We start from the raw sequence: 24,906 nt of genomic DNA, 5'->3' as shown, positions 1-24,906 counted from the left end.
CCACTTTCACGACACATGATTTTTCCTCGAATTGCACGATTCGAGGCCGTACCAGACCGGAGAGAGATGCCATGAAAATCGAATTTGCCGCCGCTGGAACCGTTGCTGGAGCGATCGCCGTCCCGGTTTACGCCGAAGCCAGCCTGTCGGACGTGGCAGCCGAGCTGGACGCCTCGACCTCCGGTGCGGTCAAGCGTGCCATCGCGGCGTCCCGCTTCTCCGGCAAGCCGGGCCAGACGCTTGAAATCGTGGCGCCGGCCGGGATCGACGCCTCGCGCATCGTGCTGTTCGGCCTGGGCGAAAAGAACAAGCGCACCGCCTCCACGCTGGAAAAGGCCGGGGCCGCTGTCGCCAAGCTCCTGCTGACCGGCGGCGAGAGCGCCGTGACCCTCGCCCTCGCCGGTGAAACCGATGCCGAGGGCGTGGCCCGGGCTGGTCTGGGGGCCCGCCTGGCCGCCTACCGCTATGACCAGTTCCGCACCAAGCTGAAGGATGAGCAGAAGCCTTCGCTCGCCACCGTCACGATTACCGCCGGCGATGTCGCCGCCGCCGAAGCCGAATGGGCCGGCTGGGGCGCTGTGGCTGACGGCGTGGATCTGGCCCGCGACGTCACCAATCTGCCGCCGAATGTGCTGTATCCCGCCTCCTATGCCGAGAAGATCGAGGGTCTCGCCGAGCATGGTCTGGAGATCGAGATCATCGGTGAGGACAAGATGCGCGAACTGGGCATGGGCTCGCTGCTGGGCGTCAGCCAGGGCTCCGAGTTCGAAGCCAAGATCGCGATCATGAAATGGTCCGGCGGCCCGGAGGGCGAAGCGCCGCTTCTCTTCGTCGGCAAGGGCCTGACCTTCGACAGTGGCGGTATCTCGCTGAAGCCGGGTGCCGGCATGGACGAGATGCGCGGCGACATGGGCGGTTCCGCTGCCGTGGTCGGCCTGATGCGGGCCCTGTCCGGCCGCAAGGCGAAGGTCAATGCCATCGGTATTGTCGGCCTGGTGGAGAACATGCCGGACGGCAAGGCCCAGCGCCCGGGTGACATCGTCACGGCCATGAACGGCACCACGATCGAGATCCACAACACGGATGCCGAGGGCCGTCTCGTCCTGGCCGACGTGCTCTGGTACGCGCAGGACCGGTTCCAGCCCAAGCTGATCATCGACCTGGCCACGCTGACCGGGGCCATGCTGATTGCGCTGGGCAATAGCCGCGCCGGCATTTTCTCGAACAATGACGAACTGGCCGAGAACCTGTTCGCCGCCGGCAATGACAGTGACGAGCCGGTCTGGCGCATGCCGCTGGGTGCCGACTATGAAAAGCATATCGAGACCAAGAATGCCGACATCAAGAATGTCGGTGAGGGCCGCCTGGCCGGTTCCATCTCGGCCGCGGAATTCCTGAAATGCTTCGTCAATGACCGTCCCTGGTGCCATATCGACATTGCCGGCACGGCGATGGGCGGCATGAAGGACGATCCGCGCCAGCCGAGCTGGGGCACGGGCTGGGGTGTCCGCATCCTGGACCGTCTGGTCCGCAATAATTACGAGGCCTGATCGGCCTGACGGAAAGGGAGAGGGCGGCCGCCGGTCGCCCTTTTTCATGCATGAGCGCTGAACTCTGGTTCTATCATCTCGAGCAGTCCTCGCTGGACGAGGTCCTGCCGGAATTGCTCGAGAAGACGCTGGCGCGGGGCTGGCGGGCGCTGGTGCGGTCGCCGGATGCCCGCCATCGCGAGGCGCTCGACAAGCATCTCTGGACCTGGCGCGAGGAGAGTTTCATCCCCCACGCCCAGGCCGGCGAGGGCGAGGATGCGCGTCAGCCCGTCCTGATCGCCGAGGACGAGGCCAATCCCAACCAGGCCCAGTGCCTCTTCCTTCTGGACGGGGCGGAACCGGTCAATCCGGACGCGTTCGAACGCATGATCGTCATGTTCGACGGGCATGATGAGATGGCCGTGCAGGATGCGCGCAGCCTGTGGAAGACCGCGTCGGGCCAGGGCATCACCGTGTCCTACTGGCGCCAATCGCCCGAGGGGCGCTGGGAGAAGAAAGCATGAGACACGCCTGGATCGCTCTGGCCGCCGGTCTTGCCCTGACCGCGTGCTCCGCTACCGGCAATGGCATGCCGGACAGCGGCAATGCACTGGATACGCCCCGTTTTGATGATGCGCGACCCGTCGGCGATGACAGCTGCGGTGCCGAAGCGCGCAGCTATCTCATCGGTCAGCCGGTGTCCGAAGTGGATCTGGACACGCTGGCCCGCACTGTCCGGGTCATCCGGCCGGGCGATGCCGTCACGATGGACCATCGCCCCGACCGCTTGAATCTTGACCTCGACGACAATGGCGTCATCCTGCGGCCCTGGTGCGGTTGAACCTTCTGTAGCGAGTAGTGTCCATGAACAAGCGTCTGGCCCTTTTGATCGGTTGTTTCGTGGCCGGATGTGCGGTCACCACGCAGACAGGACCGTCCGCCACACCGGACACGCCGCAAATGGCCGACGCGCTGCCGCCTCTGGGCGAGGCCGAGGATGTCGGTGGCGGCGAGGTCACACCGCCCATCACCGGCAATTGCGGCATGGAAAGCCTTCAGCACTATGTCGGCCAACCGCGCACCAGCGTTCCGCGCAGCGCCATGCCGGACCTGTACCGCGTCGTCGGCCCGAACTCGCCCGTCACCATGGATTACCGGCCCAACCGGCTCACTATCCGCGTCAATGACCAGGATGTCGTGGAAAGCATGGCCTGCGGCTAGGGCCATAAAAGTCCCATCTATCCTCCCCCTTGATGGGGGCTGAGGAGCCCAAGGACAGTCCGGGGGACTGTTCGGCGCGACGAAGGCCGGGCGTATGCGGGACGGAGGGGGTGGGGGCGAGCTCTATCCAGGAACTGCCGGGCTTCACCCTATCCGTCTCGCCGTTACGCGCCGATCCACCTTCCCCATCAAGGGGAAGGATGGTTTTCAGTCCGCAAACAGGTGCTGGAGACGATGGCTCTGCGCATTGGCGATGGACAGGCCGTGCGCCGCCAGCCAGTCGGAAATCTCGTGTGCGGCTTCGCGGGCATGCGCCGGGTCCAGTTCCGGCCCCTCGAATTCCGGTGGATCGTCCGGGTCGGGGAAGGCCTCGACGACAACGTCGATGCGCAAATCATCAGAGGTATGGAAGGAATGGTCACGCCGCGTCGCGGCCGCTGCGGGAGCATGCGGGCGTGCGCCTGTACGCGGCGCTGACGTAGCCGGGGCCGGACGGTCAATCTTCATGACCGGCTCCGCCTGCTGGCACGCGCTTCTGCGCTGTTATGTCGGCTGCCGGGACCTGTCTCATCATTGGGAGAACGCCCGGCCGCGCACTCATGGATCGCATGATCCAACCACCTTCATTCTGAACGCGGTAATATCGTATGAGTAGAGTGTGAATCCGTCGTTAACGACGTTGGGTTGGTGGAAGGTCTTGGAAAGGCGGAGGTTTTGAAAGGAGACTAATCTGCCTGCGCCGCTTCCAACCGCTCCTCCGCCTCCAGCCAGTTCATCTCGGCCGTATCCAGCAGGTCCACAGCCTTGGCGCGCTTGATCTGGAGGTCCGTCGCGGTCTTCGGATCCTTCTCATACAGCCCCGGCGCTGACAGACCCTTGTCGATCACCTCGATGACGCCGCGCAGGCGGTCGGCTTCCTTTTCCCAGCGGGCGATCTCGGCCTTGATGGGTTTGAGGGCTTCGCGCTGGACGGCCTTGTCGCGGCGGCGCTGGGTCTTCTCGTCCGGCGGAGCGGCCTTCTTCTTGGCATTGGGTTCGCGTTGAACCCGGCCGAGCAGGCTCTGCCGGTAGGTCTCGATATCGTCGTCATATTGTTTGACGGTGCCGTCGCCCACGACCCAGAGCCGGTCGACACAGGTTTCGATCAGATGCCGGTCGTGGGAGATCAGCACGACGGCACCCTCATAGGTGTTGATCGCGGAGATCAGGGCGGCGCGACTGTCCATGTCGAGGTGGTTGGTCGGTTCGTCGAGGATCAGCAGGTGCGGACCCTCGAAGGTGATCAGGTTGAACAGGAGACGTGCCTTTTCGCCGCCGGAGAGGTGTTTGGCCGGCGTCTCCTGGCGATCGCCGGGCAGGCCGAAACGCGCCAGACGCGCCCGGCGCTGGGCCTCGGTTGCATCCGGCATCAGCTCGATCACATGCTGATAGGCGGACACTTCCGGGGAGAGATGCTCGATCTGGTGCTGGGCGAAGAAGGCGATCTGCAGCTTCTTGTGCTTCCTCAGGAAGCCCTCGCTAGGCTCCAGCTTGTCATTGAGGAGTTTCGCCAGGGTGGACTTGCCCGCCCCATTGCGGCCGAGAATGCCGATCCGGTCATCCGGATCGATATTGAGCGAGACGCCCTTGAGGATCGGCTTGTCCGGCTCATAGCCCACGGCCAGGTCCAGCATGCGCACAATCGGCGGCGCCATGCGGCGTTCCGGATTGGGAAAGTCGAAAGGCGCGATCGGATCATCCACCTGGGTGGCGATGACCTGCATCTTCTCCAGCCGTTTCACGCGCGATTGGGCCTGCTTGGCCTTGGAGGCCTTGGCCTTGAACCGGTCGACGAAGCTCTGCAGATGCCGGCGTTCGGCCTCCTGTTTTTCGACCAGCTTCATCTGCAAGCGCTGTTTCTCCGCCAGCGCCTTCTCAAAATCATCATAGCCGCCGTCGAACACGGTCAGCTTGCCATCCTTGAGATGGGCGATCTTCTGCATCGACCCGTTCAAGAGGTCGCGGTCGTGCGAGATCACCAGGACGGCACCGGGGAAGCTGCGCAGATAGGTCTGCAGCCACATCACGCCTTCCAGGTCGAGATAGTTGGTCGGCTCGTCCAGCAGGAGACAGTCCGGCCGGGCAAACAGGGTGGCGGCCAGCGCCACACGCATGCGCCATCCGCCGGAGAATTCCCGGCAGGGCCGGCGTTGTTCCTCGCCTGTAAAGCCCAGACCCGACAGGATGGAGCCGGCGCGGGCTTCGGCCGTATGGCTTTCGATATCGGCCAGGCGGGTCTGGATCTCGGCAATCCGGTGGGGATCGGTGGCAGTTTCCGCTTCCACCAGAAGGGCGGCCCGCTCGGTATCGGCGGCCAGAACCACATCCATCAGGCTTTCATCACCGCCCGGCGCTTCCTGGGCGACCCAGCCGATGCGGGCGCCTTTCTGCACGCGGGCATCGCCGCTTTCCGGCGTGATCTCGCCCCGGATCAGGCGGAACAGGGTGGACTTGCCCGTGCCATTGCGCCCCACCAGACCCATCCGCGTTTTGGCGGGCAGGAAGAGGGTCGCCTGATCGAACAGCATCCGCCCTTCGATGCGATAGGTGAGGTCATTGATGTGCAACATGGGAGGAGGCGGTTAGCGCGGCTTGTGACAGGGCGCAAGCGCCTGGCTCTCAAAGGTGCGGCCCGAGGGGGACGCCGAGGGGGCACAATCCCGTTCACCCTCAGGCACCCGGCTTGATAGGAGGCTGCCAACGCGCGGGGGCGCAAGATGGTCGGGTTCGGCCCGAGCCGGGAACAAAGATGATGAAACATACACAAATCGCGTGGGCCGCGCTTCTGGCCCTGGGTCTGCCCATTGCAGGACTGGCTGCGGCCTCGCCCGCCCTTAAGACGGGTGAAGCGGTCAGCTATTACCGGATCGGCGTGCAGGCCCGTTTCGAGACCGCGGGTGAGTTCAGCTTCTCGGCCGAACAGCGCACACGCATCCAGTCCGTGCTCGACAATACGCATGCCGCGGTTCGGACGGACTTTCCCGAGCTGGCGGACATTGTCGAAGTCACCGTGGTACCCGTGGAACGGGATTTGTCCTCGGTTGGCGGTGTCTCGGGCCGTGCCGACGCGCCGGGCCGGGTCGTGATCGAGATCAGTACCACAGGAGAGGGCGGCGTCCTGGCTGCCATTACGGATGGGCTGGAGCCCGCCTTCGCCCACGAGCTGCACCATCTGGTGCGCGGCTGGACCATGATGGAGAACCGCTACAGGCCGGGCATCGCCATTGCTGCCGTCAATGAAGGCCTGGCCGTCGCCTATGCCGAACAGCTCACCGGGCGCCACCATGAAGGCAATGCTCCGCCGGGAGACGATGTCGCCACAGCCTGGGCCCTGGAAATCCGCGACCTGCCGGTCAATGCCGACTACGGCCAGTGGATGTTTGCCCATCCCGACGGTCGCGACGGCGTCGGCTATCGTACCGGACGCTTCATCGTGCAGCAGGCGATGGAGTTCAGCGGACGGGATGCGATTGCACTGACGGACGCCACACCGGAGGAAATCTGGGCGTTGGCGGGGCTGGCGGAGTAGGCATTGCGCTAGCTGGCGCGCGCCCGTTCCCGGGACAGGGATTGCTCCAGGGCAGCCAGTCGCTGCAGCACGGCTTCACGGCGGGTCTCCAGCTCGGCCCGCATCCGGTCGATGCTGGCCAGCTTGTCACGCATGAGCGGAATACCGCCTTCACAGGGGGCGTCCCCTGCGTCGGACAGGCAGTCGGACATCTTGCGGAGTTCCCGCGTTGAAAAGCCCGAGGCGATGAGGTCCCGAATCCGACCGGCGCGACGCAAATCGGCCTCGGTGAAGACGCGATAGCCGGTGTCGGACCGTGCAATATCCAGCAGGCCTTCCTGTTCGTAATGGCGCAGCCTTCTCTGGGTCAGTCCCAGACGTTCGGCGGCTTCCTTGATCTGCATCGGGCATCCTTCCGCTTTGCCGTCCCGGAAGAACAGGTGAGGTCGGCAAAGCGGAAGCACAAGATGTCACCCGGTGTGGGCTAGTTCCGGTTTGACCAGCCGCCATCCACGGTGATCACCTGACCCGTCAGCCAAGCATTGTCGGAACTGCCCAATTGCAGGATCCAGGGCAGGAGGTCATCCGTGACGCCTCGTCGGCCCAGCGGAATTTGCTCGGCTTCGTCCGCCTTGACTGCTGCGGCCATTTCGGGTGTCAGCCCCATCATTCCGGTCAGGGCACCGCTCTCGACCGGGCCGGGCGCAATCGCGTTGACGCGAATGCCATCCCCCGCCAGTTCAGCGGCCCAGGATCGGGTCAGATGCTCCAAGGCGATTTTGGTTGCGGCATAATGCGCCAGTCCGGGTGCGGCCCGGCGGGAGACGGCTGTGGCGATATTGATGACGGCGCCGCGGCTGTCCCGCAGACCGGGCAGGGCGGCTTTCAGCATCAAGGAGGGGGCCAGGATATTGATCGCGCACATGCGGGCGATCGTGTCCGCATCATAACGCTCGACCGGGGCCATTCCCCCGGCGCCGGCATTGTTCACCAGCAGGTCGAGCTGTCCCCATTCGCCCAGGGCAACAGCGACGGCTTGGTTGGCCGAGGCGGGGTCAGCACTGTCGGCCCGCAAGGGCAGAAGGTTGGCGTGGCTGTCCGCGACCGCATCCAGTCGGGTGAGGTCCCGTCCGGTAATGACGACCTTGGCGCCGCGTTCGGCCAGGGCCAGGGCGGTGGCACGGCCGATTCCCGAACTGCCGCCGGTGACGATGGCGACCTTGTCGGTCCATGCATTGTCTTGTGTCATGCTCATTCAACTTTCCTGTTTGTCGAAAGCGCAAAACTGCGCCTGAGCATGGCCTAGCGGCTTGCCGCTAGTGGCAGGGTCAAGCCGGTGTTTCAGGTGCACTCAGTTCAAACAACGCTGCGACCTTCCCATTCCCGCCATCCCCCGCTATAAGCCGCGCGAATTCATTGGCCGGTCCCTCCGGGCAACCCCGCTCTACTAGTCACGTATCAAGGAAGTCTCCCATGGCGATCCAGCGCACCTTCTCCATCATTAAGCCCGACGCGACCAAGCGTAACCTCACCGGCAAGATCATCGCCAAGTTCGAGGAAGCCGGTCTGCGTATCGTCGCGTCCAAGCGTATCCACATGACCCGCGAGCAGGCCGAAGGCTTCTACGCGGTCCACAAGGAACGCCCCTTCTTCGGCGAACTGGTCGACTTCATGATCTCCGAGCCGGTCGTGGTCCAGGTCCTGGAAGGTGAAGACGCCATCGCGAAGAACCGCGAAGTCATGGGCGCCACCAATCCGGCCGAAGCCGCTGATGGCACGATCCGCAAGGAATTCGCCCTGTCGATCGGCGAAAACTCCGTGCACGGTTCCGACGCTCCGGAAACCGCCGCTGAAGAGATCAAATTCTTCTTCACGGACGCCGAAATCGTCGGCTAAGGCTTTCGCCTTATCAAGTTTGAAGGGCCCGGCGGAAACGCCGGGCCTTTTTTGTGGCCGGAAGGGCGTTCGTGACATTTGGCGGTGCGTTGATTGAGTTTAATTTGACCCGCGTGGCAGTGCCGGTAGCTTCCGCCCCATGTTGTATCTGACGAGTCTTGCCCTGTTCGTGGCGGCAGCCAGCCCTGCCGTTTCCGATGAAGCCTGCAACGCCCCGGCGGGCGCGGCAGAGTTCCTTGCCAATACGCCGGCGCCCATCCTCCTGCTGGGAGAATTGCACGGCACGAATGAAGCACCGGCCGCGGCCGATGCCTTTGTCTGTTTGGCCCTGGCCCGCGGCGAGACCGTGGTGCTCGCGCTGGAACGGACCGTCGATGAGCAACCGCTCTATGACGCCTATATCGCCTCGGATGGCGGCGAGGCAGCCCGGCGCACGATTGCGTCCAGCGAACGCTGGATGACGTCGTTCCAGGACGGGCGCAGCAGTGCGGCCATGCTCGACTTGATCGAGCGCACGCGTCAGCGGATCGCGGACGGGGCCGCGCTCAGCCTGCGTGCCGTGGACCGCGGTGAGCCGGATGCGGATCTGGATGATCTGCCGCGACCCCGGGACCAGGCCATGTCACGGCGCCTTCAGGCATTGGCGGAAGACGTTGACCGCGTCATCCTGATCGTTGGCAATGGCCATGCCCAACGCAATCAGGCCCGCTTTGGTGACCGTGTGCTGGAAACCATCGGAAGTCTCACCCCGCGCGAGGCCTTCCACGCCATCAATCTGGTCGCGGGGTCCGGGGAGTCCTGGAACTGCCAGCTCGGTGAAGATGGCCAGCCAACCTGCGCCGTTCATCCCATCCGGTCTGAGACGACAGGCGATCCCCGTGTCTTGGAGGCCGACGAGATTGCAGCGAATTCCTATCTGGCCACCCGCGTGGATGACTATGACAGCTTCGTCTATCTGGGCCCGTCCAGCGGCTCTCTGCCGGCCTATCGGGCATTCGAGGACCTTGAATAGGCGCGTGTCCTGACACGCTTGTGTCAGCACGCCGCAAAACACGGATTGTGATCGGTCGCGGCGCTTACTAACTGTCGGCCTCGTACAGGCGAGGAAATGCCGATGGATATGGCGCTCTGGTTCGGTCTGGTGGGGTTCATCCTGGCGATGTCCTACACGCCGGGCCCCAATAATCTCATGGTGATGTCGTCGAGCGCCCTGTTCGGCTTCAAGCGGACCCTGCCGCATTGGTTCGGGGTCAATGTCGGCTTCAACCTCTTGCTGGTCGCCGCCGTTTTCGGCCTGGGTGAACTCGTGGCGCGCTATCCGGTCTCGCTGACCGTGGTGAAGATCGGCGGAGCGGTGTGGCTGGCCTGGATGAGCTGGAAGTTTGCCTCGGCGGCGATCAACCCGCTGCCCGCCGCCCAGCGCGCCGAGGGCAAGACCCGCACGCGCCCCTTCCGGACCTGGGAGGCGGCCCTGTTCCAGATCGTCAATCCCAAAGCCCTGATGATGACCATCTCGGCTGCCGGGGCCTATGTCGCCCTGGCCGACACCGCGCCGGAGCGGGCCCTGATCATGGTGGCCTCCTTCGTGGTCTTCGGCTCGCCGGGCGGCCTGGCCTGGATGCTGGCCGGCGGCACGATGAAACGCTTCATGAGCGATCCGCGCTGGGCCCGCATCCTCAATGCCGGGATCGCCGCGACCATTGCCGCGACGATCCTGATGATCCTGGCGGGCTAGTCGGCGGTCTCGATCCGCTCCACCAGCAAGTCCAGCCTCACATCGCGCTCACCGCGGATGGCCGGGGCGGGCAGCATGACGTCCGGCGTCAGCGGGTGCGGCACGACCTCGCCATTGGGGCGGATGATCCGGGCCTTGGGGAAGCCGACCACCAGTCCGGAATGGGGCAGGGTGAAATGCTCCATGGCACCGAAGGTGGTGGCCATGTCGCGGGTGGTCTCGCCATAGATCGTGCCGAAGCCGTAATCCTGGATCAGGGCGGCGGTCGTGACGGCATTGGAATAGGAATGGCGGTTCACCAGGACATGGACCCCGCCCCCGAAACGCATGTCCGATCGCGGTTGGGTCATCGGGATGTCGTAGGTGACGGTGTCGCCGATCCGGGCGCCCTCATAAAGCGCGGCCAGACGGGCTGAGCCGGACGTGTCGCCGCCGCCGGTCGCGTCCAGACGCGCCTGGTTGGAGGCAATGGCCTGCTCGCTCACCCGGATGCGGAAATCCGAGGCAAAGCGGAAAGGCCGGTCGGCAAACCAGGCAATGACCGGATCGGAGAAGGAATAGTCCCCGCCCGGATTGTCCCGCAGGTCGAGGACAAGATCCGTGGCGCCGGCAGCGATGAAACCGGCATAGGCGTTGTCCAGCCAGGCTTGGAAGGCGGCAATGGCGTCCGGCGCGTATTGCCGGGCCGGGTCGCTGGCTTCGAAATCATAGAAGGGTCCGGGGCGCAGATAGGCGATGCGGTCCGTCAACATGCGCGCCTCGCGGCCGTCCAGCCGGAAGCCGGGCCCGGTGCCGATCCGCTCGCCCATCCGGGAGAGGGGAATGGCCTGCACCGTTACCGCGCGCACATCGCCATCGCGGCTGATTTCCAGATCGAAGCTCTCGCGCACGCCGTACTCGACCAGCACATAGTAGAATTCGCCGTTGGAGAGCTGGGCGTAGGCGAAGTCCGGCGTGTCGGCGGAAATATTCCGGGTCAGACGGGACAGCCAGATCGGGTTGGGTTCGCCCTCCAGGGAAAGGATACGGTCACCGGGGCGCACCGGCGCATCGGCCGGCGCATCGGTCACGATCACCTCGCCATGCTCGACGATGAAAGCGAGGGGAAAGAGCGGGCCATCTGTTGCGGCGTGCTCCGGCCAGACTGGGTTGAGCCCTTCGATCCGGGTATGGGCATGGCGCGCGAGGGCGGCAAAGCGCTGGAATTCGGCATGCAGGCGGGCCTGGCTGACCGGTTCGTCGAGGCGGTCATGCAGTTCGCGATAGCGGGCCTCGAACACGGCCTGCGGTGTGGTTTCGAACAGGCCGGCATCGGCTTCGGCCAGACCGGTGTAAAGGGCATCCAGATCATCCCGGGCATCGTCGGGCGTGATCAGGCCGGTCTGGGCGCAGGCTGCCCCCAGGGAGGTCAGCATGGCCAGGCTGGCCAGGGCAGGGCGGAGAAGGGCGGTCAGGGATTTCATGCTCGGGTCTCTCATCGTCAGGGGATAACAGGCCGCCAGCGCGGCGTGTGCCTTTACGAAAGCGTCATCCCGTGCTGGATAGCCATGACCGGGGCCTCCTCATCATCTGACCTTTTTATTTTCGGCCCTCCCGCGATGGAAGAACATGGCGTCAAAGCGTGTCATCATTGGCGATTGGAGCGTGGATGCCCGCGCCAACCAGATTACCGGCCCCGACGGGACATCGGAGCTGGAGCCGCGGGTGATGGATCTGCTCATGCTGCTGGCCGCCCAGCCGGGTGAGGTGATTTCCAAGGACGAGATTGCCAAGGCCCTGTGGGGCGAGGTCCACGTCAATGACGACGCTCTGACCCGGACCGTGTTCAAGCTGCGCAAGGCGCTGGGGGATGAGGCCCGCAATTCGCGCTATGTCGCGACTGTGCCCAAGCGCGGCTATCGACTTGTCGCCGCCGTGTCGACACCGGCGGAACGCCTGGCCGCCAGGGCGGAAACCTGGCATCGCAAGGCCCTGGCCGGGACCGTTGTCCTCGTCGTGCTTTTCATCGCCGTTTTCCTGTATGGCCTGTTCCAGACTGGCGACACGCCCCAAGCGCCGCCGCAGGACAGTGTGGCGCGTCTGCTGGATCGGGCGGACGGTTTCTATTCCCAGTATCAGCGGGCTGACAATGAAGCGGCCCTGCGCCTCTATTCCGACGCGCTGGACCTCGACCCCGACAATGCGCCGGCCCTGGCCGGGCTGGCGAATGCGCTGACCCAGCGCCAGATCCGCTATGAGGGTCCCGGCTCGCTAGGCCAGGGGCGGACCACGCTGACCCAGGCGCTGGAGTCCGGCTGGCTGGACAGCGAGACCGCCCGGGCGGCGCTGGAACGCGCCGTGGCGCTGGCGCGCCGGGCCACGGATGTCGATCCGTCCCATGTCCGGGCCTGGCGGGCGCTTGGCCTGGCCCTGTCCGCGGCGGGCGAGTTCACCCAGGCCGAACGGGCCTATGAGCGCGCCTTGGTCATTGATCCGGACGATTGGGGGACGATGATCAATCTGTCCGAGCTTTACACGCTGATGGGCGAACCGCAGCAATCCACGCCCTATCTGGAACAGGCTTGGAGCGCTATGGAGCGCCGCTATGCCGTTGATCCGGTGGAGATCCGGCCCTGGCATAGCGAGGTCGGCCTGTCCGTGGCGCGCCACAAGCTGGAGGCCGGGGCCTTGGAAGAGGCCGAGCTCTGGTATCGCCGGGTCCTGACTCTGGATCCGCTCAATGCCGAAGCGGTGCGTGGCCTGTCCGGCATCCTGTCTGCGTCAGGTGATGCAGCCGAGGCCACGGCCCTGTGCGCCGACCTGGAACAGGCGACCGGCGAGGCCTGTTGATCAGTGCCCGGCCTTGCCAGCCCGGCCCAAAGCGCGGAGTCTGGGGGCCAGCCAGAAGGAGAACGCCATGTCCCCCGATCTTGTCCGCCTGATCGAAACCCTGCCCAAGGCCGAGCTCCATCTGCATCTGGAAGGCTCGCTGGAACCGGAACTCATGTTCGCCCTGGCCCAGCGCAATGGTCTCGAAATCCCCTACAAATCCGTCGAGGAGATCCGCGCCGCCTATGACTTCTCCAATCTCCAGGATTTTCTCGACATCTATTATGTCGGCATGAATGTCCTCGTTCAGGAGCAGGATTTCTTCGACCTGACCTGGGCCTATCTGTCCCGGGTGCGTGAGGACAATGTCCGCCATGTCGAGGTCTTCTTTGACCCGCAAGGCCATACGGATCGCGGCATTGCCTTCGACACCGTGATGACCGGCATCACGCGCGCGCTCGATCAGGCCCAGGCGGAATGGGGGATGACCTCCAAACTCATCCTCTGCTTCCTGCGCCATCTCTCCGAGGAGGCCGCTTTCGAGACGCTCGACATGGCCAAGCCCTGGCTGCACCGGATCGACGGGGTCGGGCTGGACAGTTCGGAACTGGGCCATCCGCCCTCAAAATTCCAGCGTGTCTTTGATGCCGCCGGTTCGCTGGGGCTGCTGCGTGTCGCCCATGCCGGTGAGGAAGGCCCGCCCGAATACGTGATCGAGGCGCTGGACCTGCTCCATGTCGACCGGCTCGACCATGGCAATCGGTCCCTGGAGGACGAAGCCCTGACCCGGCGTCTCGCCGAAAGCGGTATCACGCTCACCGTCTGCCCGTTGTCCAATCTGCGCCTGTGCGGCATTCCCCGCCTGGAAGATCATCCGCTCAAGCGCATGCTGGCGGCGGGTCTCCACGCCACGGTCAATTCGGACGATCCGGCCTATTTCGGCGGCTATGTGAATGACAATTTCGTGCGCACCACCGAGGCCATCGGCCTGACGGCGGAGGAGATCATCACCCTGGCGCGAAATTCCTTCGAGGGCAGCTTCCTGTCCGAGGCGGAGAAAGCCGTCCATCTCGCCGAGATCGATGCCGTGCTGGAAGGCGCCGCCTAGTCGTCGCGCGCCGGCTTGCGCCGCAGGGCCTTGGTACGGGACTTCTGTTCCTTGGCGGCCTTGGCGCGTTTCACCGAAGCCAGGGAGGGCCGCGACTTCTTGCGCGGCTTCGGCGCCTCCAGACAACGCTCGATCAGCGCGCGCAGGCGTTCGCGGGCCTCGGCACGATTGCGCTCGCGCATGCGGTGGCTGTCACAGCGGATCAGGATCGTCCCGTCCTGGGTGAGGCGGGAACCGGCCAGGCGTTTCAGGCGTGAGACCTGACCCGGATCCAGGACTGTGCAGGCCTTCAGGTCAAAGCGCAGCTGGACCGCGCTCTCCGTCTTGTTGACATGCTGGCCACCCGGACCGGAGGCCCGCATGAAGCTCTCCTCGATCCAGGCCTCGTCAATCGCCAGCGTGTCGGTGATACGCATCTAGTCGTGCGGGTTCATCAACAGTTCGGCGCCGAATTCACGCGCCTGCAGACGGACCCGTTCCCCGGCGACGCGGGCCTTGCCGGAACAGGCCAGGGCGACGCATTGCGGGTAGAGCTTGTGTTCGGCCTCCAGCACGCGGGCGGACAAGGTGTCCGGCGTGTCGCCCGGCAGAACCGGGACGGCGGCCTGGCCGATGATCGGACCGTCATCCATTTCCGGACGCACATAATGCACCGTACAGCCATGAATGCGCACGCCGGCTTCCAGCGCCCGCTCATGCGTGTGCAGCCCTTTGAAGGCCGGCAGGAGCGACGGGTGGATATTGATCAGCAGATCACGCCAGCGCTCGGTGAACCAGGGTGTCAGAATGCGCATGAAGCCGGCCAGGCAGACGATGCGAGCGCCATAGAGCTTGATCGTCTGGTCCAGTGCTTCCTCGAATTCTTCGCGGTCCTCATAGTCGCGGTGATTGACGACATCGGTCTCGATCCCGGCCGCGCGCGCGATCTCGAGGCCCGGCGCATCGGGATTGTTGGAGGCCACCAGCACGATCTCGGCCGGATAGTCCTCATGCTTGGCGGCTTCGATCAAAGCCTGCATGTTCGAACCGCGCCCTGAAATGAGCACGGCGATTTTGGTCTTCGCCATAATACTTGGTTCCCAGCCGGATCAGGCCTTGTCGACACGACCGACAATCATGGCGGTCTCGCCGGTCAAGGCAAGCGCGTCGGTGACCGCATCGACCTTGTCGGCTGCGACACAGAGCAGCATGCCGATGCCGCAATTGAAGGTCCGGTGCATTTCATGACGGGCAATCCCGCCCGTGGATTCCAGCCACTGGAAGAGCGGCGGAAGCGTGAAACTGTCATAGTCGATGGTCGCGACCAGATGGTCCGGCATCATGCGGGGCGGGTTCTCGACCAGACCGCCGCCGGTGATATGGGCAAGGCCTTTCAACAGGCCGGACTTGATCAGCGGGATGCAGGATTTCACGTAGAGGCGGGTCGGCGTCAGGAAGACATCGCCCAGTGTCTGGCCGTCGGCAAAGGGTGCCGGGTCGGACCAGTCCAGACCGGCCACTTCCATCACCTTGCGCACCAGCGAGAAGCCGTTGGAGTGAACGCCGGAGGAGGCGAGGCCGATCAGCACATCGCCCTCCTGCATGGCGTCATGGTCCGGCAGGAGCCGGCCGCGCTCGGCGGCGCCAACCACGAAACCGGCCAGGTCGAAATCATCGCCCTCATACATGCCGGGCATTTCAGCCGTCTCGCCGCCGATCAGGGCGCAGCCGCTTTCCCGGCAGCCATCGGCAATACCTTTCACGATGGCTTCGCCGCGCGACGGGTCCAGCTTCGAGCAGGCCAGGTAGTCCAGGAAGAAGAGCGGTTCGGCGCCCTGGGCAAGCACGTCATTGACGCACATGGCCACCAGATCGATGCCGACCGTATCCACCTTGCCGGTGGCGATGGCAAGTTTCAGCTTGGTGCCGACCCCGTCCGTACCGGAAATCAGGATCGGATCGTCATAGCCGGCCGCCTTGAGGTCGAAGGCGCCGCCAAATCCGCCCAAATCCGCCGCAGCGCCAGCCCGGCGCGTGGCAGCGGCCAGAGGTTTGATGCGATCGACCAGCGCGTCGCCGGCATCGATATCGACCCCGCTATCGGCGTAGGTCAGTCCGTTTTTCGGCGGGGTCTTGTCGGTTTCGGCCATGCCGATTCCCTCGTCTCTTCAAAAGTGTGGCGGAGTACAGTCGAAACCCGCCTGTGAAGCAAGGCACGGGCTTCACGCGGGACTGCGTCCGGGTATAGTGGCGCCGACAAGAATCCCACAGGAGTCCGTCGTGCGTTCATTCATCGCCGCGTTATGCCTCAGCCTGGCTTCCCTGTCTTCTGCGCATGCAGATGACCCCTTCACCGTGCCCGGCGTGGCGATTGATGCCACCGCATCGAATGCGCTGGAAGCCTACCAGCTCGCCTTGCGGGACGGGCAGCGCGAAGCGGCCCGCCGTCTGGTGCGGCGCCTGACCCTGGCCGAGGACCGGGTCGGAACACCGCTCGACCTGCAGCCGAGCGTCGACGAGTTTGGCGAGACCCAGCCGGGATTTGCCCTGTCCGATGCCATCATCGCCGAGATGATTTCCGGCCTGGAGATCCGCAATGAGCAGCGCTCGGCCACCCGCTATCTGGCGGAGCTGGATGTCAGCTTCCACCGCCGCACCGTGGCCCGTGTCATGGACGCCTATGGCGTGCCCTTCGTGGAAAGCCAGTCCCGCCCCATGCTGGTCCTGCCGGTTTATGAGGCCGAGAACGGTTTCCTGCTCTGGGATTCCAACCCCTGGCGTGCGGCCTGGAGGCAGAATTTCGGCAATTCCCTGACCCCGATGATGGTGCCGGCCCGTGGCGACATCACGCCGCGTCAGGCGCTGGAACTGGACGAGCCGGCCCTGCTGGCGCTGGCCCGGTCGCACGGTGTCAACCGGATTGCCGTTCTGCGCGCCGGTGAGCGCGGCGGCGCCCGTCGCTTTGGCGGCTATCTGCTCGAAGTCCTGCCGGATGGAACGATGGCGGTGGAGACCTGGGGCCCGCAGACGATTTACGGCGACTGGAATACCGGCGCCCGGGATTTCGTGGCGGACCGGGAAGAAGCCTGGAAAGTCCAGTCCATCGTGCGGGATGGCGAGGAAACCGAGCTGCGGGTGACCGTCATGTATTCCGGTCTGCCGGAATGGCGCTCCCTGCAACAGGCGCTGACCCGCGCCTCCCTGGTCCAGAATGCCCAGCTGGATGCCCTGTCGCGTGACGGGGCCCGCATGACGGTGAGCTATCGCGGTGCTTTCGAGCAGCTGGTGTCCGAGCTTGCCGAGCGCGGCGCGACATTGGAAGAACACCCCGGACTGGGCTGGGTGGTACTGACCACGCCTTAACTCGTGACGAAACACGGCGGATCCGGAATGACACCCCAATTGGCGCTCGATCTGCCCGTGCGCGAGGACTTCTCTGCGCAAAGCCTGATCCTGGGACCGTCCAATGCCGAGGCGCTGGCGGCGCTGGGGCGTTGGCATGATTGGCCACGCCATGTGATGGCGCTGATCGGTCCGGAAGGCGCCGGCAAGTCGCATCTGGCCTCGATCTGGGCGGCCAACAGCCAGGCCCGTATTGTGTCCGCGCAGGATCTGCACGCTGTGCTGCCGGATATTCCGGCCGGCCAGACCCTGGTCGTCGAGGATGTCGATCGCGGCGTTGCGGACGATGCGCTGTTCCACACGCTCAACCGGGCGGCGGAACGCGATATTCCCGCGCTCCTGCTGACCGCCCGCAAGCCGCCCGTCCTCTGGTCTGCCCAGCTGCCGGACCTGGTTTCGCGCCTGCGGGCCCTGCCGCACACGGATCTGCACGAAGCGGATGATGAATTGCTGACCCGGCTGATCGAGAAACAGCTCGCCGACCGCGGCGTGGCAATCAATCCCGGCGTGATCGACTATGTCCTGCCGCGCATGGAGCGCTCGGTGGCCGATGTCCGCCGGCTCGTCGAGCGGATGGACAAGCTGGCACTGGCAAAAAAGTCACCGATCAATCGCGCCGTGGCGCGCGAAGTGCTAGAGACATGGCAGGAGAATGGAGAGCCGGGATGAACCTGCCGATGCGTGACATATCGGACATTGATGCACTGATGAACTCGCCCTCCCGCTTCCTCAACCGGGAGCTTTCCTGGGTGCGCTTCAATCTGCGGGTTCTGGAAGAGGCGGAGAACGAGAACCATCCGGCTTTCGAACGCCTGCGCTTCCTGTCGATTTCCGCCAGCAATCTGGATGAATTCTACATGGTGCGCGTGGCCGGTCTGCGCGCCCAGATGCATTCCGGTGTCACGGCGACCAGTATTGACGGTCTCACCCCGGCCGAGCAGCTGGAGAAGATTCACGCCCTGGCCGGCGAACTGATGGTGAAACAGCAGAAACTGTGGAGCCGCCTGAAGACCGAGATCGGCAAGGCCGGGGTCAAGGTGCTGCAGCCCAGCCAGATCAACAAGACCGACGAGGCCTGGCTGCGCGGGGATTTCCTCAAGCACACCCTGCCGGTGATCACGCCGCTGGCGATCGATCCGGCGCACCCCTTTCCCTTCATCCCCAATCTGGGCTTTGCCCTGGCGCTGCAGCTGCGCCGCAAGGGGAGCGGCAAGCTGATGAATGCACTCATTCCGCTGCCCAGCGGTGTGAAGCGCTTTGTGGAACTGCCCAACCGGGCCCGCCGCGATGGCGGTCGGCCGGACCGGCGTTTCATCTCGCTGGAAGATGTCCTGACCCTGTTCGTCGACACGCTCTTCCCGGGCCATGAAGTGGTCGGCAAGGGCGAGTTCCGGGTCATCCGCGACAGCGATATCGAGGTCGAGGAAGAGTCCGAAGACCTGATGCTGGAATTCGAGAACCTGCTGAAACAGCGTCGCCGCGGTGCCGTGGTCCGCCTGACCATGGGCGCCGGCATGCCGCCGGCCTTGCGCGACATGATCGTCCAGCACATGCATGCCGGACCGCAGGACATCGTCCCGATCAATGGCATTCTCGGCCTGGCCCAGGCCGCCCAGCTCATTCCCGACGACCGGCCCGACCACACCTTCACGCCCTATGAGCCGCGCTATCCGGAACGGATCCGCGATCATGGCGGGGATTGCTTCTCGGCGATCAAGGAAAAGGACATCATCGTCCACCATCCCTATGAGAGCTTCGATGTCGTGGTCGGCTTCCTGCGCCAGGCCGCGGCCGACCCGGATGTGATCGCGATCAAGCAAACCCTGTATCGCACCTCCAAGGACAGCCCCATCGTGGCCGCCCTGATCGAGGCGGCCGAGAGCGGCAAGAATGTCACCGCCCTGGTCGAGCTGAAGGCGCGCTTCGACGAAGAGGCCAATCTGAAATGGGCCCGCGACCTGGAGCGGGCCGGCGTGCAGGTCGTCTATGGCTTCATCGAGTACAAGACCCACGCCAAGATATCACTGGTCGTCCGCCGCGAAGGCTCGGACCTGCGCACCTATGCCCATTTCGGAACCGGCAATTACCATCCGATCACGGCGCGCATCTATACGGATTTGTCCCTGTTCACGGCCGACCCGGCCTTCGGGCGCGATGCCGGACGCGTGTTCAACTATGTCACCGGCTATGCTCGCCCGGAAAACCTGGAACGCCTGTCCGTCTCGCCGATCGGGATGAAGGAATTCATTCTCGAACATATCGAGCACGAGATCACCAATGCCCGCGCCGGCAAGCCGGCCGCCGTCTGGGCCAAGCTCAACTCCCTTGTGCATCCGGAGATCATTGACGCGCTCTACCGGGCCAGCCAGGCGGGGGTTCGGGTGGAGCTGGTCGTGCGCGGCATCTGCTGCCTGCGGCCGGGTATCAAGGGCCTGTCGGAGAATATCCGGGTGAAGTCGATTGTCGGCCGTTTCCTGGAGCATTCGCGCATTGTCTGCTTCGCCAATGGCCAGGCCATGCCGTCGCCGGCCGCCAAGGTCTTCATTTCCTCGGCCGACTGGATGCCGCGCAATCTGGACCGCCGGGTGGAGCACCTCTGCCCGATCCAGAACCCGACCGTGCACCGGCAGGTGCTCGACCAGATCATGGTCGCCAATCTCAATGACACCGACCAATCCTGGTATATGGACAGCGAGGGTGATTATCACCGCGTCGACACGGTCAATGTCGACAAGCCCTTCTCGGCGCACGCCTATTTCATGACCAATCCGAGCCTGTCGGGGCGCGGTCATGCCCTGAAGAATGACCAGCCGCCCACGCTGACCGGGCGATCGGGCAACTGACCGCCTTGGCTGAGCTGCCGTCCATCGAACCGCTGATCGCCGAGACCGCGATCCACCGCGATATCGCGGTGATCGATGTCGGCTCCAATTCGGTGCGCCTTGTGCATTTTCGGGTTGAGGGGCGGGCGCTCTGGCCGATCTTCAACGAGAAGGTCATGGCCGGGCTGGGCCGCGGTGTTCACGATACCGGAAAACTGCATCCGGAAGGCCGCGACATCGCCCTTCGCGCGCTCAAACGCTTTCAGCGCCTGCTCGATGCCAAGGGCGTCCACAATCGCCATGTCGTCGCCACGGCAGCCGTGCGCAACGCCAATGACGGCGGCGATTTCGTGCGGGAGGTCGCCGAGGAGACGGGGCTGGACGTGCGTATCCTCTCCGGTGAGGACGAGGCTTGGTATTCCGCGTTGGGGCTCGCCGCCGGCATTCCTGACGCTCACGGCGTCATGGGCGACCTGGGCGGCTCCTCGCTGGAACTCACTCCCATCCTCAATGGTCAGCCCCAGCCGGGCCGAACCTCGGCCCTGGGGCCGCAGGAAGTGCTCAAGGGGGCACCGTTCGACAGTGAGGCGGCCACCGGCATGATCGATGAGCGTCTGGCCGAGACCGGCGTTCTGACGGGGCAGGGCGGCACCTTCTATGCGGTCGGCGGGGCCTGGCGCGCCATGGCGCAGCTGGCCTTCGCGCGCTTTGATTATCCCCTGCACGTCGTCCACCAGTTCGCGCTGGATGCCGATGAAGCCCGCGAGCTGGCCCGTCTGACGACCCGGCTCAGCGCCGCTTCCCTGCGCGGAACGCCCGGCCTGTCCTCACGCCGGGTAGAGACGTTGCCCTATGCGGCGCTCCTGCTGCGCCGGGTGATCCGGCATGGCGCGTTCGACCGCATCGTCTTCTCGGCCTATGGCGTGCGCGAGGGTGTGCTGGCCGAAAGCCTGCCGCCGGACCTGCTGGCTACAGATCCGCTGATTGCCGGCGCCGAAGCGATGGCGCGCCCGTCTTCGCCCGCCCCGGATTTCGGTCGTGCCCTGGCGGCCTGGATCGCCCCGGCCATGCGCGAGGTGGAGACGGCCTTCGATCCGGCCCGCGACCGTGTCCTGCAGGAGGCCGGCGCGCGGCTGACCGATCTCGGCGCGCGTTTCCATCCCGACCACCGCGCCGAACTGGCCCGCGATACCGTCCTCTACGCCCCCTTTGCGGGCGTCACCCATGCCGAGCGCGCCTTCCTCGCAGCGGCGCTGCACTACCGCTATGCCGGCAAACGCTCCCAGCTGGAAAAGCATGACGAGTTCGATTTGCTCGACGAGACCCAGCACAATGTCGCCCAGATGATGGGCTGCGCCCTGCGGCTGGGCGCCAAGCTCTCAGGCCGTGCCACGCGCCTGCTGGATCGCTTCACGCTCTCGGTGACACCGGAAACCGTGCATCTGTCCGTCGATGAAAGCGTGCGCGACCTCTATGTCGAGCGCTCGCTGTCCCTGCTCGACAATCTCGCCGGTGCCATCAACCGCAAGGCCGAGACCGAATACGTCTGAGCCGCATATGAAAAGGGGCCCCGCAGGGCCCCGGTTTCACTTATTTCACCTCGGACACGACCACTTTGCCGTCCTTCAGTGTCAGAGAGAGCTCGCCGCGCTTGAGGCGCATGGCGGGTTCGCCGAAGACTTCCCGGCGCCAGCCCTGCATGGCGGGAACATTCTCGTCATCGCTGGCGGCCAGGCGTTCCAGGTCCGGAACGGTGGCGATGAGGCGGGTGGCGACACCGGCTTCCTCTGCGACCTGCTTCAGGAGGACCTTGAGCAATTCCACCGTCGGGCCAACGCCCTGGGGCGGCGGGGCCGGTTTCTCATAGGCCGGCGCATAAGCCTCTGCATCCGCCAGGGCTTCGCTCATCTTTTCGAACAGGCGTCGGGCCGGGGAGGAGCGTTCGAAGCCCTTCGGCACGGCGCGCAGGCCCTGCAGCTGTTCCGGCGCGGTCGGGGCAACCCCGGCGATCTCGTAGATCGCATCATCCTTCATCACGCGCTGGCGCGGCATGTCGCGGGTCTGGGCTTCGGTTTCGCGCCAGGCGGCAGCAGCGCGCAGGGCGGCGAGCCATTTCGGCGTCGACTTGCGCAGCTTCATCCGGCGCCAGCTTTCTTCCGGATCGAGCCGGTAAGTGTCCGGATTGGTGAGGACTTTCATTTCCTCGACTAGCCATTCACCGCGACCCTTCTTCTCCAGCCGTTCCAGCATGATCGGATAGAGGTCGCGCAAATGGGTGACATCGGCGATGGCGTATTCCAGCTGCGCATTGGACAGCGGGCGGCGCGACCAATCGGTGAAGCGCGGCCCCTTGTCGATCGGGCGTTTGAGCAGCGCCTTCACCAGCGCGTCATAGGCGATGGAGTCGCCCAGTCCCAGCGCCATGGCGGCGACCTGGCTGTCGAACATGGGGTGCGGGATCAGGCTGTCGCCACCCCGGTGGAAGAAGATTTCCAGATCCTGGCGTGCCGCGTGGAAGACCTTGGTGATCCGCTCATCGGCCATCAGCTCCCAGAAGGGCTCAAGGTCCAGGCCCTCGGCCAGCGGATCAATGATGACTTCCGTCGTGCCGCCGGCGGCCTGGATCAGGCAGAGCTGCGGCCAGTAGACCGTCTCCCGCATGAATTCGGTGTCGACAGCGACATAGGGATTTTGAAGCAGTTCGTCACAGGCCCGTTCGAGGGCCTCGGTCGTCGTGATAATGTTCATGGAGCGGCCCTTTAGCGCGGACCGCTCCACTTTTCCATCAGGAAGGCGAGTCAGAGGCGGTTTTCCACCGCTTGCTGAGCCGCCAGCCGATGATCCCGGCGGCGATGATGCTGATCAGTGAGATGGACAGGAAGGCGCTCTGGATGGGCAGGCCGGTGGCGGCAATCGCGGCCAGAACGAACTGGCCCAGCGTGGCCGTGGCGGCATTCAGGATGCCGCCGGCGGCCAGCAGGCGCCCGCGCAGCTCAGGCGCTGCCCGGCGTTGGGCCATGGCCTGCAAGGGCACCACGAACAGACCTGCCGACACCGCGGCGAGGGCCAGATCGATCAGGATGCGCCAATTGGCCCGGTCGGCGAGGAAGGCATCGATGGCCACCAGTTCGGCCCCGTCCGGCGTCAGTGGGCGCGACCAGGTGTAAAGCGCGACATCCCCGGCGAAGATCACCACGCCGATGGCGCCGGCGATGGAGAAGGGCAGGGCATCGCCCTTGCCGCTCAACGTGCCGCACAGGACGGCGCCGAGGGCGGCGCCCAGGGTGAAAAGGGCGGAGAAGGCCAGGACCACGGTTTCATTGGCCCCCAGGACCGAGGCCGTGAAGACCGGCATCAGCGTGACAATTGACGCCGCCAGCATCCAGAACCAGGCGACACCCAGCAGGGGGCGCAGCACATCCGGGGCCCGGAAGGCGAAGCCCAGCACGCGGATGGTCTCGGCGATGAAGTTGAAGGTCAGTTTCAGATCCGGCTGTGAGGCTGGCGCCTGGGGCAATTGCCGAATCGCCAGCCAGCCGATGATGGCCATGCCGACCAGGCCCATGCCGACGGCAATCGGGCCGAACGTCTGGGTGATCAGCCAGGTGCCCAGACCGATCCCGACCAGGACCGAGACATTGAGCAGTCCGGACAGGAGCGCATTGGCCGGCACCAATTCCTCGTCCGCCAGCAGGGTCGGCAGGGCGGAATTCTTGGCCGGCGTGAAAAAGGCCGATTGGGTGCCCATCAGGAAGAGGGTGACCACCAGCAGCAGCGGCTGTTCCAGGATGAAGGCAATGGCGACCAGCAGCATCAGCCAGATCTCGGCGAATTTCGCAAAGCGCATGATCCGGGTCCGGTCAAACCGGTCGGCAAAGCGGCCGGCAATGGCCGAGAACAGGAAGATGGGGAAGGTAAACATGGAGGCGGCAACAGACACTAGGGTCAGACGGTCCATGTCGAACAGGGTCAATCCGCCAAAGGTCACCATGGTCACCACGGCATAGCGGAAGAAATTGTCGTTGAACGCGCCCAAGGACTGGGCCACCAGCAGCGGCACGAAGCGGCGCTGGGTCATCAGATTGGCAGCAATGGCGGCACTCATGAGCTCGCCTCCTGTTCGGCGGACCTTGCGGCGAGGCCTTCAGCCTCCAGATCGCGCGTCCGGGATTCGATGGTCACTTGCAGGCGCGGCAAAAAGGCGTCGCGCGGCAGGCCGGGCGGGATCGGGTCGAGAAACTCGATCACGGCGGGGCCGGGGAATTTGGTCCACTGGTTCTGCGGCCAGCGCAGGCCGAGATTGTGGGCGACAGGCACGACTGGCCGGTTCAGCGTTTCATACATGAGGTGCACGCCTTTCCTGTACCGCTTGGCCTCGCCCACTTCGGCCAGTCCGCCCTCGGGGAAGATCAGCATGGGGCGCGGATCGTCCGCCGCCTTCTCCAGCGCTGCCTGCAGCGCCCCTTCCGCACCGCGCAGGCCCGGGGAGGCGACCATGACCGCGCCGGATTTCGCCACGATGCGGCTGACCAGGGGAAAGGTCTCGATCCCGTTGCCGATGACGAAGTTGAGATCGCCCAGCAGGGACATCTGGATGAAGCCATCCGCCCAAGACTGGTGTTTGGAGGCGATGATGACAGGCTGCTGGCGCGGCGGCGTGCCCCGGATCTCCACCTCGATCCCCATCACTCGGTGCATCAGCCAGCGCACAGTGCGGCAGGCCGCGTGCATGACGCTGATCAGCGGGCTGCGCCAGGGCAGGAAGCTTGCCAGCCAGGCGGCGATGGCGAAGATCGCCAGGCTTGGCCAGAACAGGCCATTGAAGAGGGCCGATCGCATCTGTTCTCCCCGTCATGGGC

The 24,906-nt window shown here is 64.9% G+C and carries 25 protein-coding genes; 14 read left to right on the top strand and 11 right to left on the bottom strand.

From position 1 onward, the window contains the following. The first annotated feature begins 71 nt into the window (after positions 1 to 71). The 4 genes from FCS99_RS02800 to FCS99_RS02785 are packed head-to-tail and all read left to right on the top strand — an operon-like array spanning position 72 to position 2,750. Positions 72 to 1,550 carry a leucyl aminopeptidase gene (locus FCS99_RS02800; protein WP_138510306.1) on the top strand — a complete coding sequence of 493 codons (1,479 nt, stop codon included), beginning with the start codon at positions 72 to 74 and terminating at the stop codon, positions 1,548 to 1,550. A gap of 50 nt (positions 1,551 to 1,600) precedes the next feature. Next, complete coding sequence (locus FCS99_RS02795; protein WP_138510304.1) at positions 1,601 to 2,053, top strand: DNA polymerase III subunit chi; 453 nt, start codon at positions 1,601 to 1,603, stop codon at positions 2,051 to 2,053. After that, positions 2,050 to 2,370 (top strand): I78 family peptidase inhibitor, encoded by a 321-nt coding sequence (locus tag FCS99_RS02790; protein ID WP_233352632.1) that lies wholly within the window; start codon positions 2,050 to 2,052, stop codon positions 2,368 to 2,370. Before FCS99_RS02795 ends, FCS99_RS02790 begins: the two co-directional genes overlap by 4 nt. Before the next feature lie 23 nt (positions 2,371 to 2,393). Beyond that, positions 2,394 to 2,750, top strand: coding sequence for an I78 family peptidase inhibitor (locus FCS99_RS02785; RefSeq protein ID WP_138510302.1), 357 nt, complete (start codon positions 2,394 to 2,396; stop codon positions 2,748 to 2,750). Positions 2,751 to 2,957: 207 nt separating this feature from the next. On the opposite strand, the gene FCS99_RS02780 is transcribed toward FCS99_RS02785, so the two are convergent. Continuing rightward, the gene (locus FCS99_RS02780) at positions 2,958 to 3,257 is read right to left on the bottom strand and encodes a hypothetical protein (RefSeq protein ID WP_138510300.1); all 300 of its coding nucleotides are present in this window, start codon (positions 3,255 to 3,257) and stop codon (positions 2,958 to 2,960) included. 218 nt (positions 3,258 to 3,475) lie between these two features. Then, the gene (locus FCS99_RS02775) at positions 3,476 to 5,359 is read right to left on the bottom strand and encodes an ABC-F family ATP-binding cassette domain-containing protein (protein ID WP_138510297.1); all 1,884 of its coding nucleotides are present in this window, start codon (positions 5,357 to 5,359) and stop codon (positions 3,476 to 3,478) included. 182 nt (positions 5,360 to 5,541) lie between these two features. On the opposite strand from FCS99_RS02775, the gene FCS99_RS02770 reads away from it, so the two are divergent. Continuing rightward, positions 5,542 to 6,318, top strand: a complete 777-nt coding sequence (locus FCS99_RS02770) for a DUF2268 domain-containing putative Zn-dependent protease (RefSeq protein ID WP_171036214.1) — start codon at positions 5,542 to 5,544, stop codon at positions 6,316 to 6,318. An 8-nt stretch (positions 6,319 to 6,326) separates the two neighbouring features. On the opposite strand, the gene FCS99_RS02765 is transcribed toward FCS99_RS02770, so the two are convergent. Together FCS99_RS02765 and FCS99_RS02760 are read right to left on the bottom strand one after the other, a co-directional pair. Continuing rightward, positions 6,327 to 6,701, bottom strand: a complete 375-nt coding sequence (locus tag FCS99_RS02765) for a MerR family transcriptional regulator (protein ID WP_138510293.1) — start codon at positions 6,699 to 6,701, stop codon at positions 6,327 to 6,329. Between the two features lie 80 nt (positions 6,702 to 6,781). After that, entirely contained in the window at positions 6,782 to 7,552 is a 771-nt protein-coding gene (locus FCS99_RS02760) for an SDR family NAD(P)-dependent oxidoreductase (protein WP_233352631.1), read from the bottom strand. A 218-nt stretch (positions 7,553 to 7,770) separates the two neighbouring features. Between FCS99_RS02760 and ndk the strand changes: the two genes are divergently transcribed. The 3 genes from ndk (at position 7,771) to FCS99_RS02745 (ending at position 9,928) form a co-directional block, all read left to right on the top strand. Further along, positions 7,771 to 8,193, top strand: coding sequence for a nucleoside-diphosphate kinase (gene ndk, locus FCS99_RS02755; RefSeq protein ID WP_138510291.1), 423 nt, complete (start codon positions 7,771 to 7,773; stop codon positions 8,191 to 8,193). 139 nt (positions 8,194 to 8,332) lie between these two features. After that, a complete protein-coding gene (locus FCS99_RS02750) occupies positions 8,333 to 9,205 on the top strand; it encodes a hypothetical protein (RefSeq protein WP_138510289.1) in 873 nt (290 codons plus the stop codon). 102 nt (positions 9,206 to 9,307) lie between these two features. Then, the gene (locus FCS99_RS02745) at positions 9,308 to 9,928 is read left to right on the top strand and encodes a LysE family translocator (protein ID WP_171036213.1); all 621 of its coding nucleotides are present in this window, start codon (positions 9,308 to 9,310) and stop codon (positions 9,926 to 9,928) included. On the opposite strand, the gene FCS99_RS02740 is transcribed toward FCS99_RS02745, so the two are convergent. Beyond that, a complete protein-coding gene (locus FCS99_RS02740; RefSeq protein WP_171036212.1) occupies positions 9,925 to 11,391 on the bottom strand; it encodes a S41 family peptidase in 1,467 nt (488 codons plus the stop codon). The genes FCS99_RS02745 and FCS99_RS02740 overlap by 4 nt on opposite strands. A 145-nt stretch (positions 11,392 to 11,536) precedes the next feature. Here FCS99_RS02740 and FCS99_RS02735 point away from each other — a divergent pair, with 145 nt between their 5' ends. After that, positions 11,537 to 12,757, top strand: coding sequence for a winged helix-turn-helix domain-containing protein (locus FCS99_RS02735; RefSeq protein WP_138510283.1), 1,221 nt, complete (start codon positions 11,537 to 11,539; stop codon positions 12,755 to 12,757). A 67-nt stretch (positions 12,758 to 12,824) separates the two neighbouring features. Continuing rightward, on the top strand, positions 12,825 to 13,844 hold the full coding sequence (locus FCS99_RS02730; protein WP_138510281.1) for an adenosine deaminase: 1,020 nt from the start codon (positions 12,825 to 12,827) through the stop codon (positions 13,842 to 13,844). Here FCS99_RS02730 and arfB read toward each other — a convergent pair. From arfB to purM, 3 genes are read right to left on the bottom strand one after another with little or no spacing between them, the layout of a single operon-like run. Further along, on the bottom strand, positions 13,841 to 14,260 hold the full coding sequence (gene arfB / locus FCS99_RS02725) for an alternative ribosome rescue aminoacyl-tRNA hydrolase ArfB (protein WP_138510279.1): 420 nt from the start codon (positions 14,258 to 14,260) through the stop codon (positions 13,841 to 13,843). The genes FCS99_RS02730 and arfB overlap by 4 nt on opposite strands. Then, on the bottom strand, positions 14,261 to 14,911 hold the full coding sequence (gene purN, locus FCS99_RS02720) for a phosphoribosylglycinamide formyltransferase (RefSeq protein ID WP_138510277.1): 651 nt from the start codon (positions 14,909 to 14,911) through the stop codon (positions 14,261 to 14,263). Positions 14,912 to 14,932: 21 nt separating this feature from the next. Further along, positions 14,933 to 15,973 carry a phosphoribosylformylglycinamidine cyclo-ligase gene (gene purM, locus FCS99_RS02715; protein WP_138510275.1) on the bottom strand — a complete coding sequence of 347 codons (1,041 nt, stop codon included), beginning with the start codon at positions 15,971 to 15,973 and terminating at the stop codon, positions 14,933 to 14,935. Between the two features lie 130 nt (positions 15,974 to 16,103). On the opposite strand from purM, the gene FCS99_RS02710 reads away from it, so the two are divergent. From FCS99_RS02710 to FCS99_RS02695, 4 genes are read left to right on the top strand one after another with little or no spacing between them, the layout of a single operon-like run. After that, a complete protein-coding gene (locus tag FCS99_RS02710) occupies positions 16,104 to 17,186 on the top strand; it encodes a DUF2066 domain-containing protein (RefSeq protein WP_171036211.1) in 1,083 nt (360 codons plus the stop codon). Positions 17,187 to 17,213: 27 nt separating this feature from the next. Beyond that, positions 17,214 to 17,894, top strand: coding sequence for a P-loop NTPase family protein (locus FCS99_RS02705; protein ID WP_138510271.1), 681 nt, complete (start codon positions 17,214 to 17,216; stop codon positions 17,892 to 17,894). Next, on the top strand, positions 17,891 to 20,068 hold the full coding sequence (locus tag FCS99_RS02700; protein WP_138510269.1) for an RNA degradosome polyphosphate kinase: 2,178 nt from the start codon (positions 17,891 to 17,893) through the stop codon (positions 20,066 to 20,068). The genes FCS99_RS02705 and FCS99_RS02700 overlap by 4 nt, the downstream gene beginning before the upstream one ends. A 5-nt stretch (positions 20,069 to 20,073) precedes the next feature. After that, on the top strand, positions 20,074 to 21,597 hold the full coding sequence (locus FCS99_RS02695) for a Ppx/GppA family phosphatase (RefSeq protein ID WP_138510267.1): 1,524 nt from the start codon (positions 20,074 to 20,076) through the stop codon (positions 21,595 to 21,597). A 40-nt stretch (positions 21,598 to 21,637) separates the two neighbouring features. Here the strand turns inward: FCS99_RS02695 and rnd are convergent, their stop codons facing one another. Genes rnd through FCS99_RS02680 form a run of 3 tightly spaced genes read right to left on the bottom strand, consistent with a single transcriptional unit; the run spans position 21,638 to position 24,886 of the window. Continuing rightward, positions 21,638 to 22,795 (bottom strand): ribonuclease D, encoded by a 1,158-nt coding sequence (gene rnd, locus FCS99_RS02690; protein ID WP_138510265.1) that lies wholly within the window; start codon positions 22,793 to 22,795, stop codon positions 21,638 to 21,640. A gap of 37 nt (positions 22,796 to 22,832) precedes the next feature. Continuing rightward, positions 22,833 to 24,152, bottom strand: coding sequence for an MFS transporter (locus tag FCS99_RS02685; RefSeq protein ID WP_138510263.1), 1,320 nt, complete (start codon positions 24,150 to 24,152; stop codon positions 22,833 to 22,835). Beyond that, complete coding sequence (locus FCS99_RS02680) at positions 24,149 to 24,886, bottom strand: lysophospholipid acyltransferase family protein (RefSeq protein WP_138510261.1); 738 nt, start codon at positions 24,884 to 24,886, stop codon at positions 24,149 to 24,151. The genes FCS99_RS02685 and FCS99_RS02680 overlap by 4 nt, the downstream gene beginning before the upstream one ends. Positions 24,887 to 24,906: the final 20 nt, after the last annotated feature.

It is taken from the genome of Maricaulis alexandrii (genome assembly GCF_005871165.1).
GTDB classification, from domain to species: Bacteria; Pseudomonadota; Alphaproteobacteria; order Caulobacterales; family Maricaulaceae; genus Maricaulis; species Maricaulis alexandrii.
This window is presented reverse-complemented; position numbering and strand designations above follow the sequence as displayed.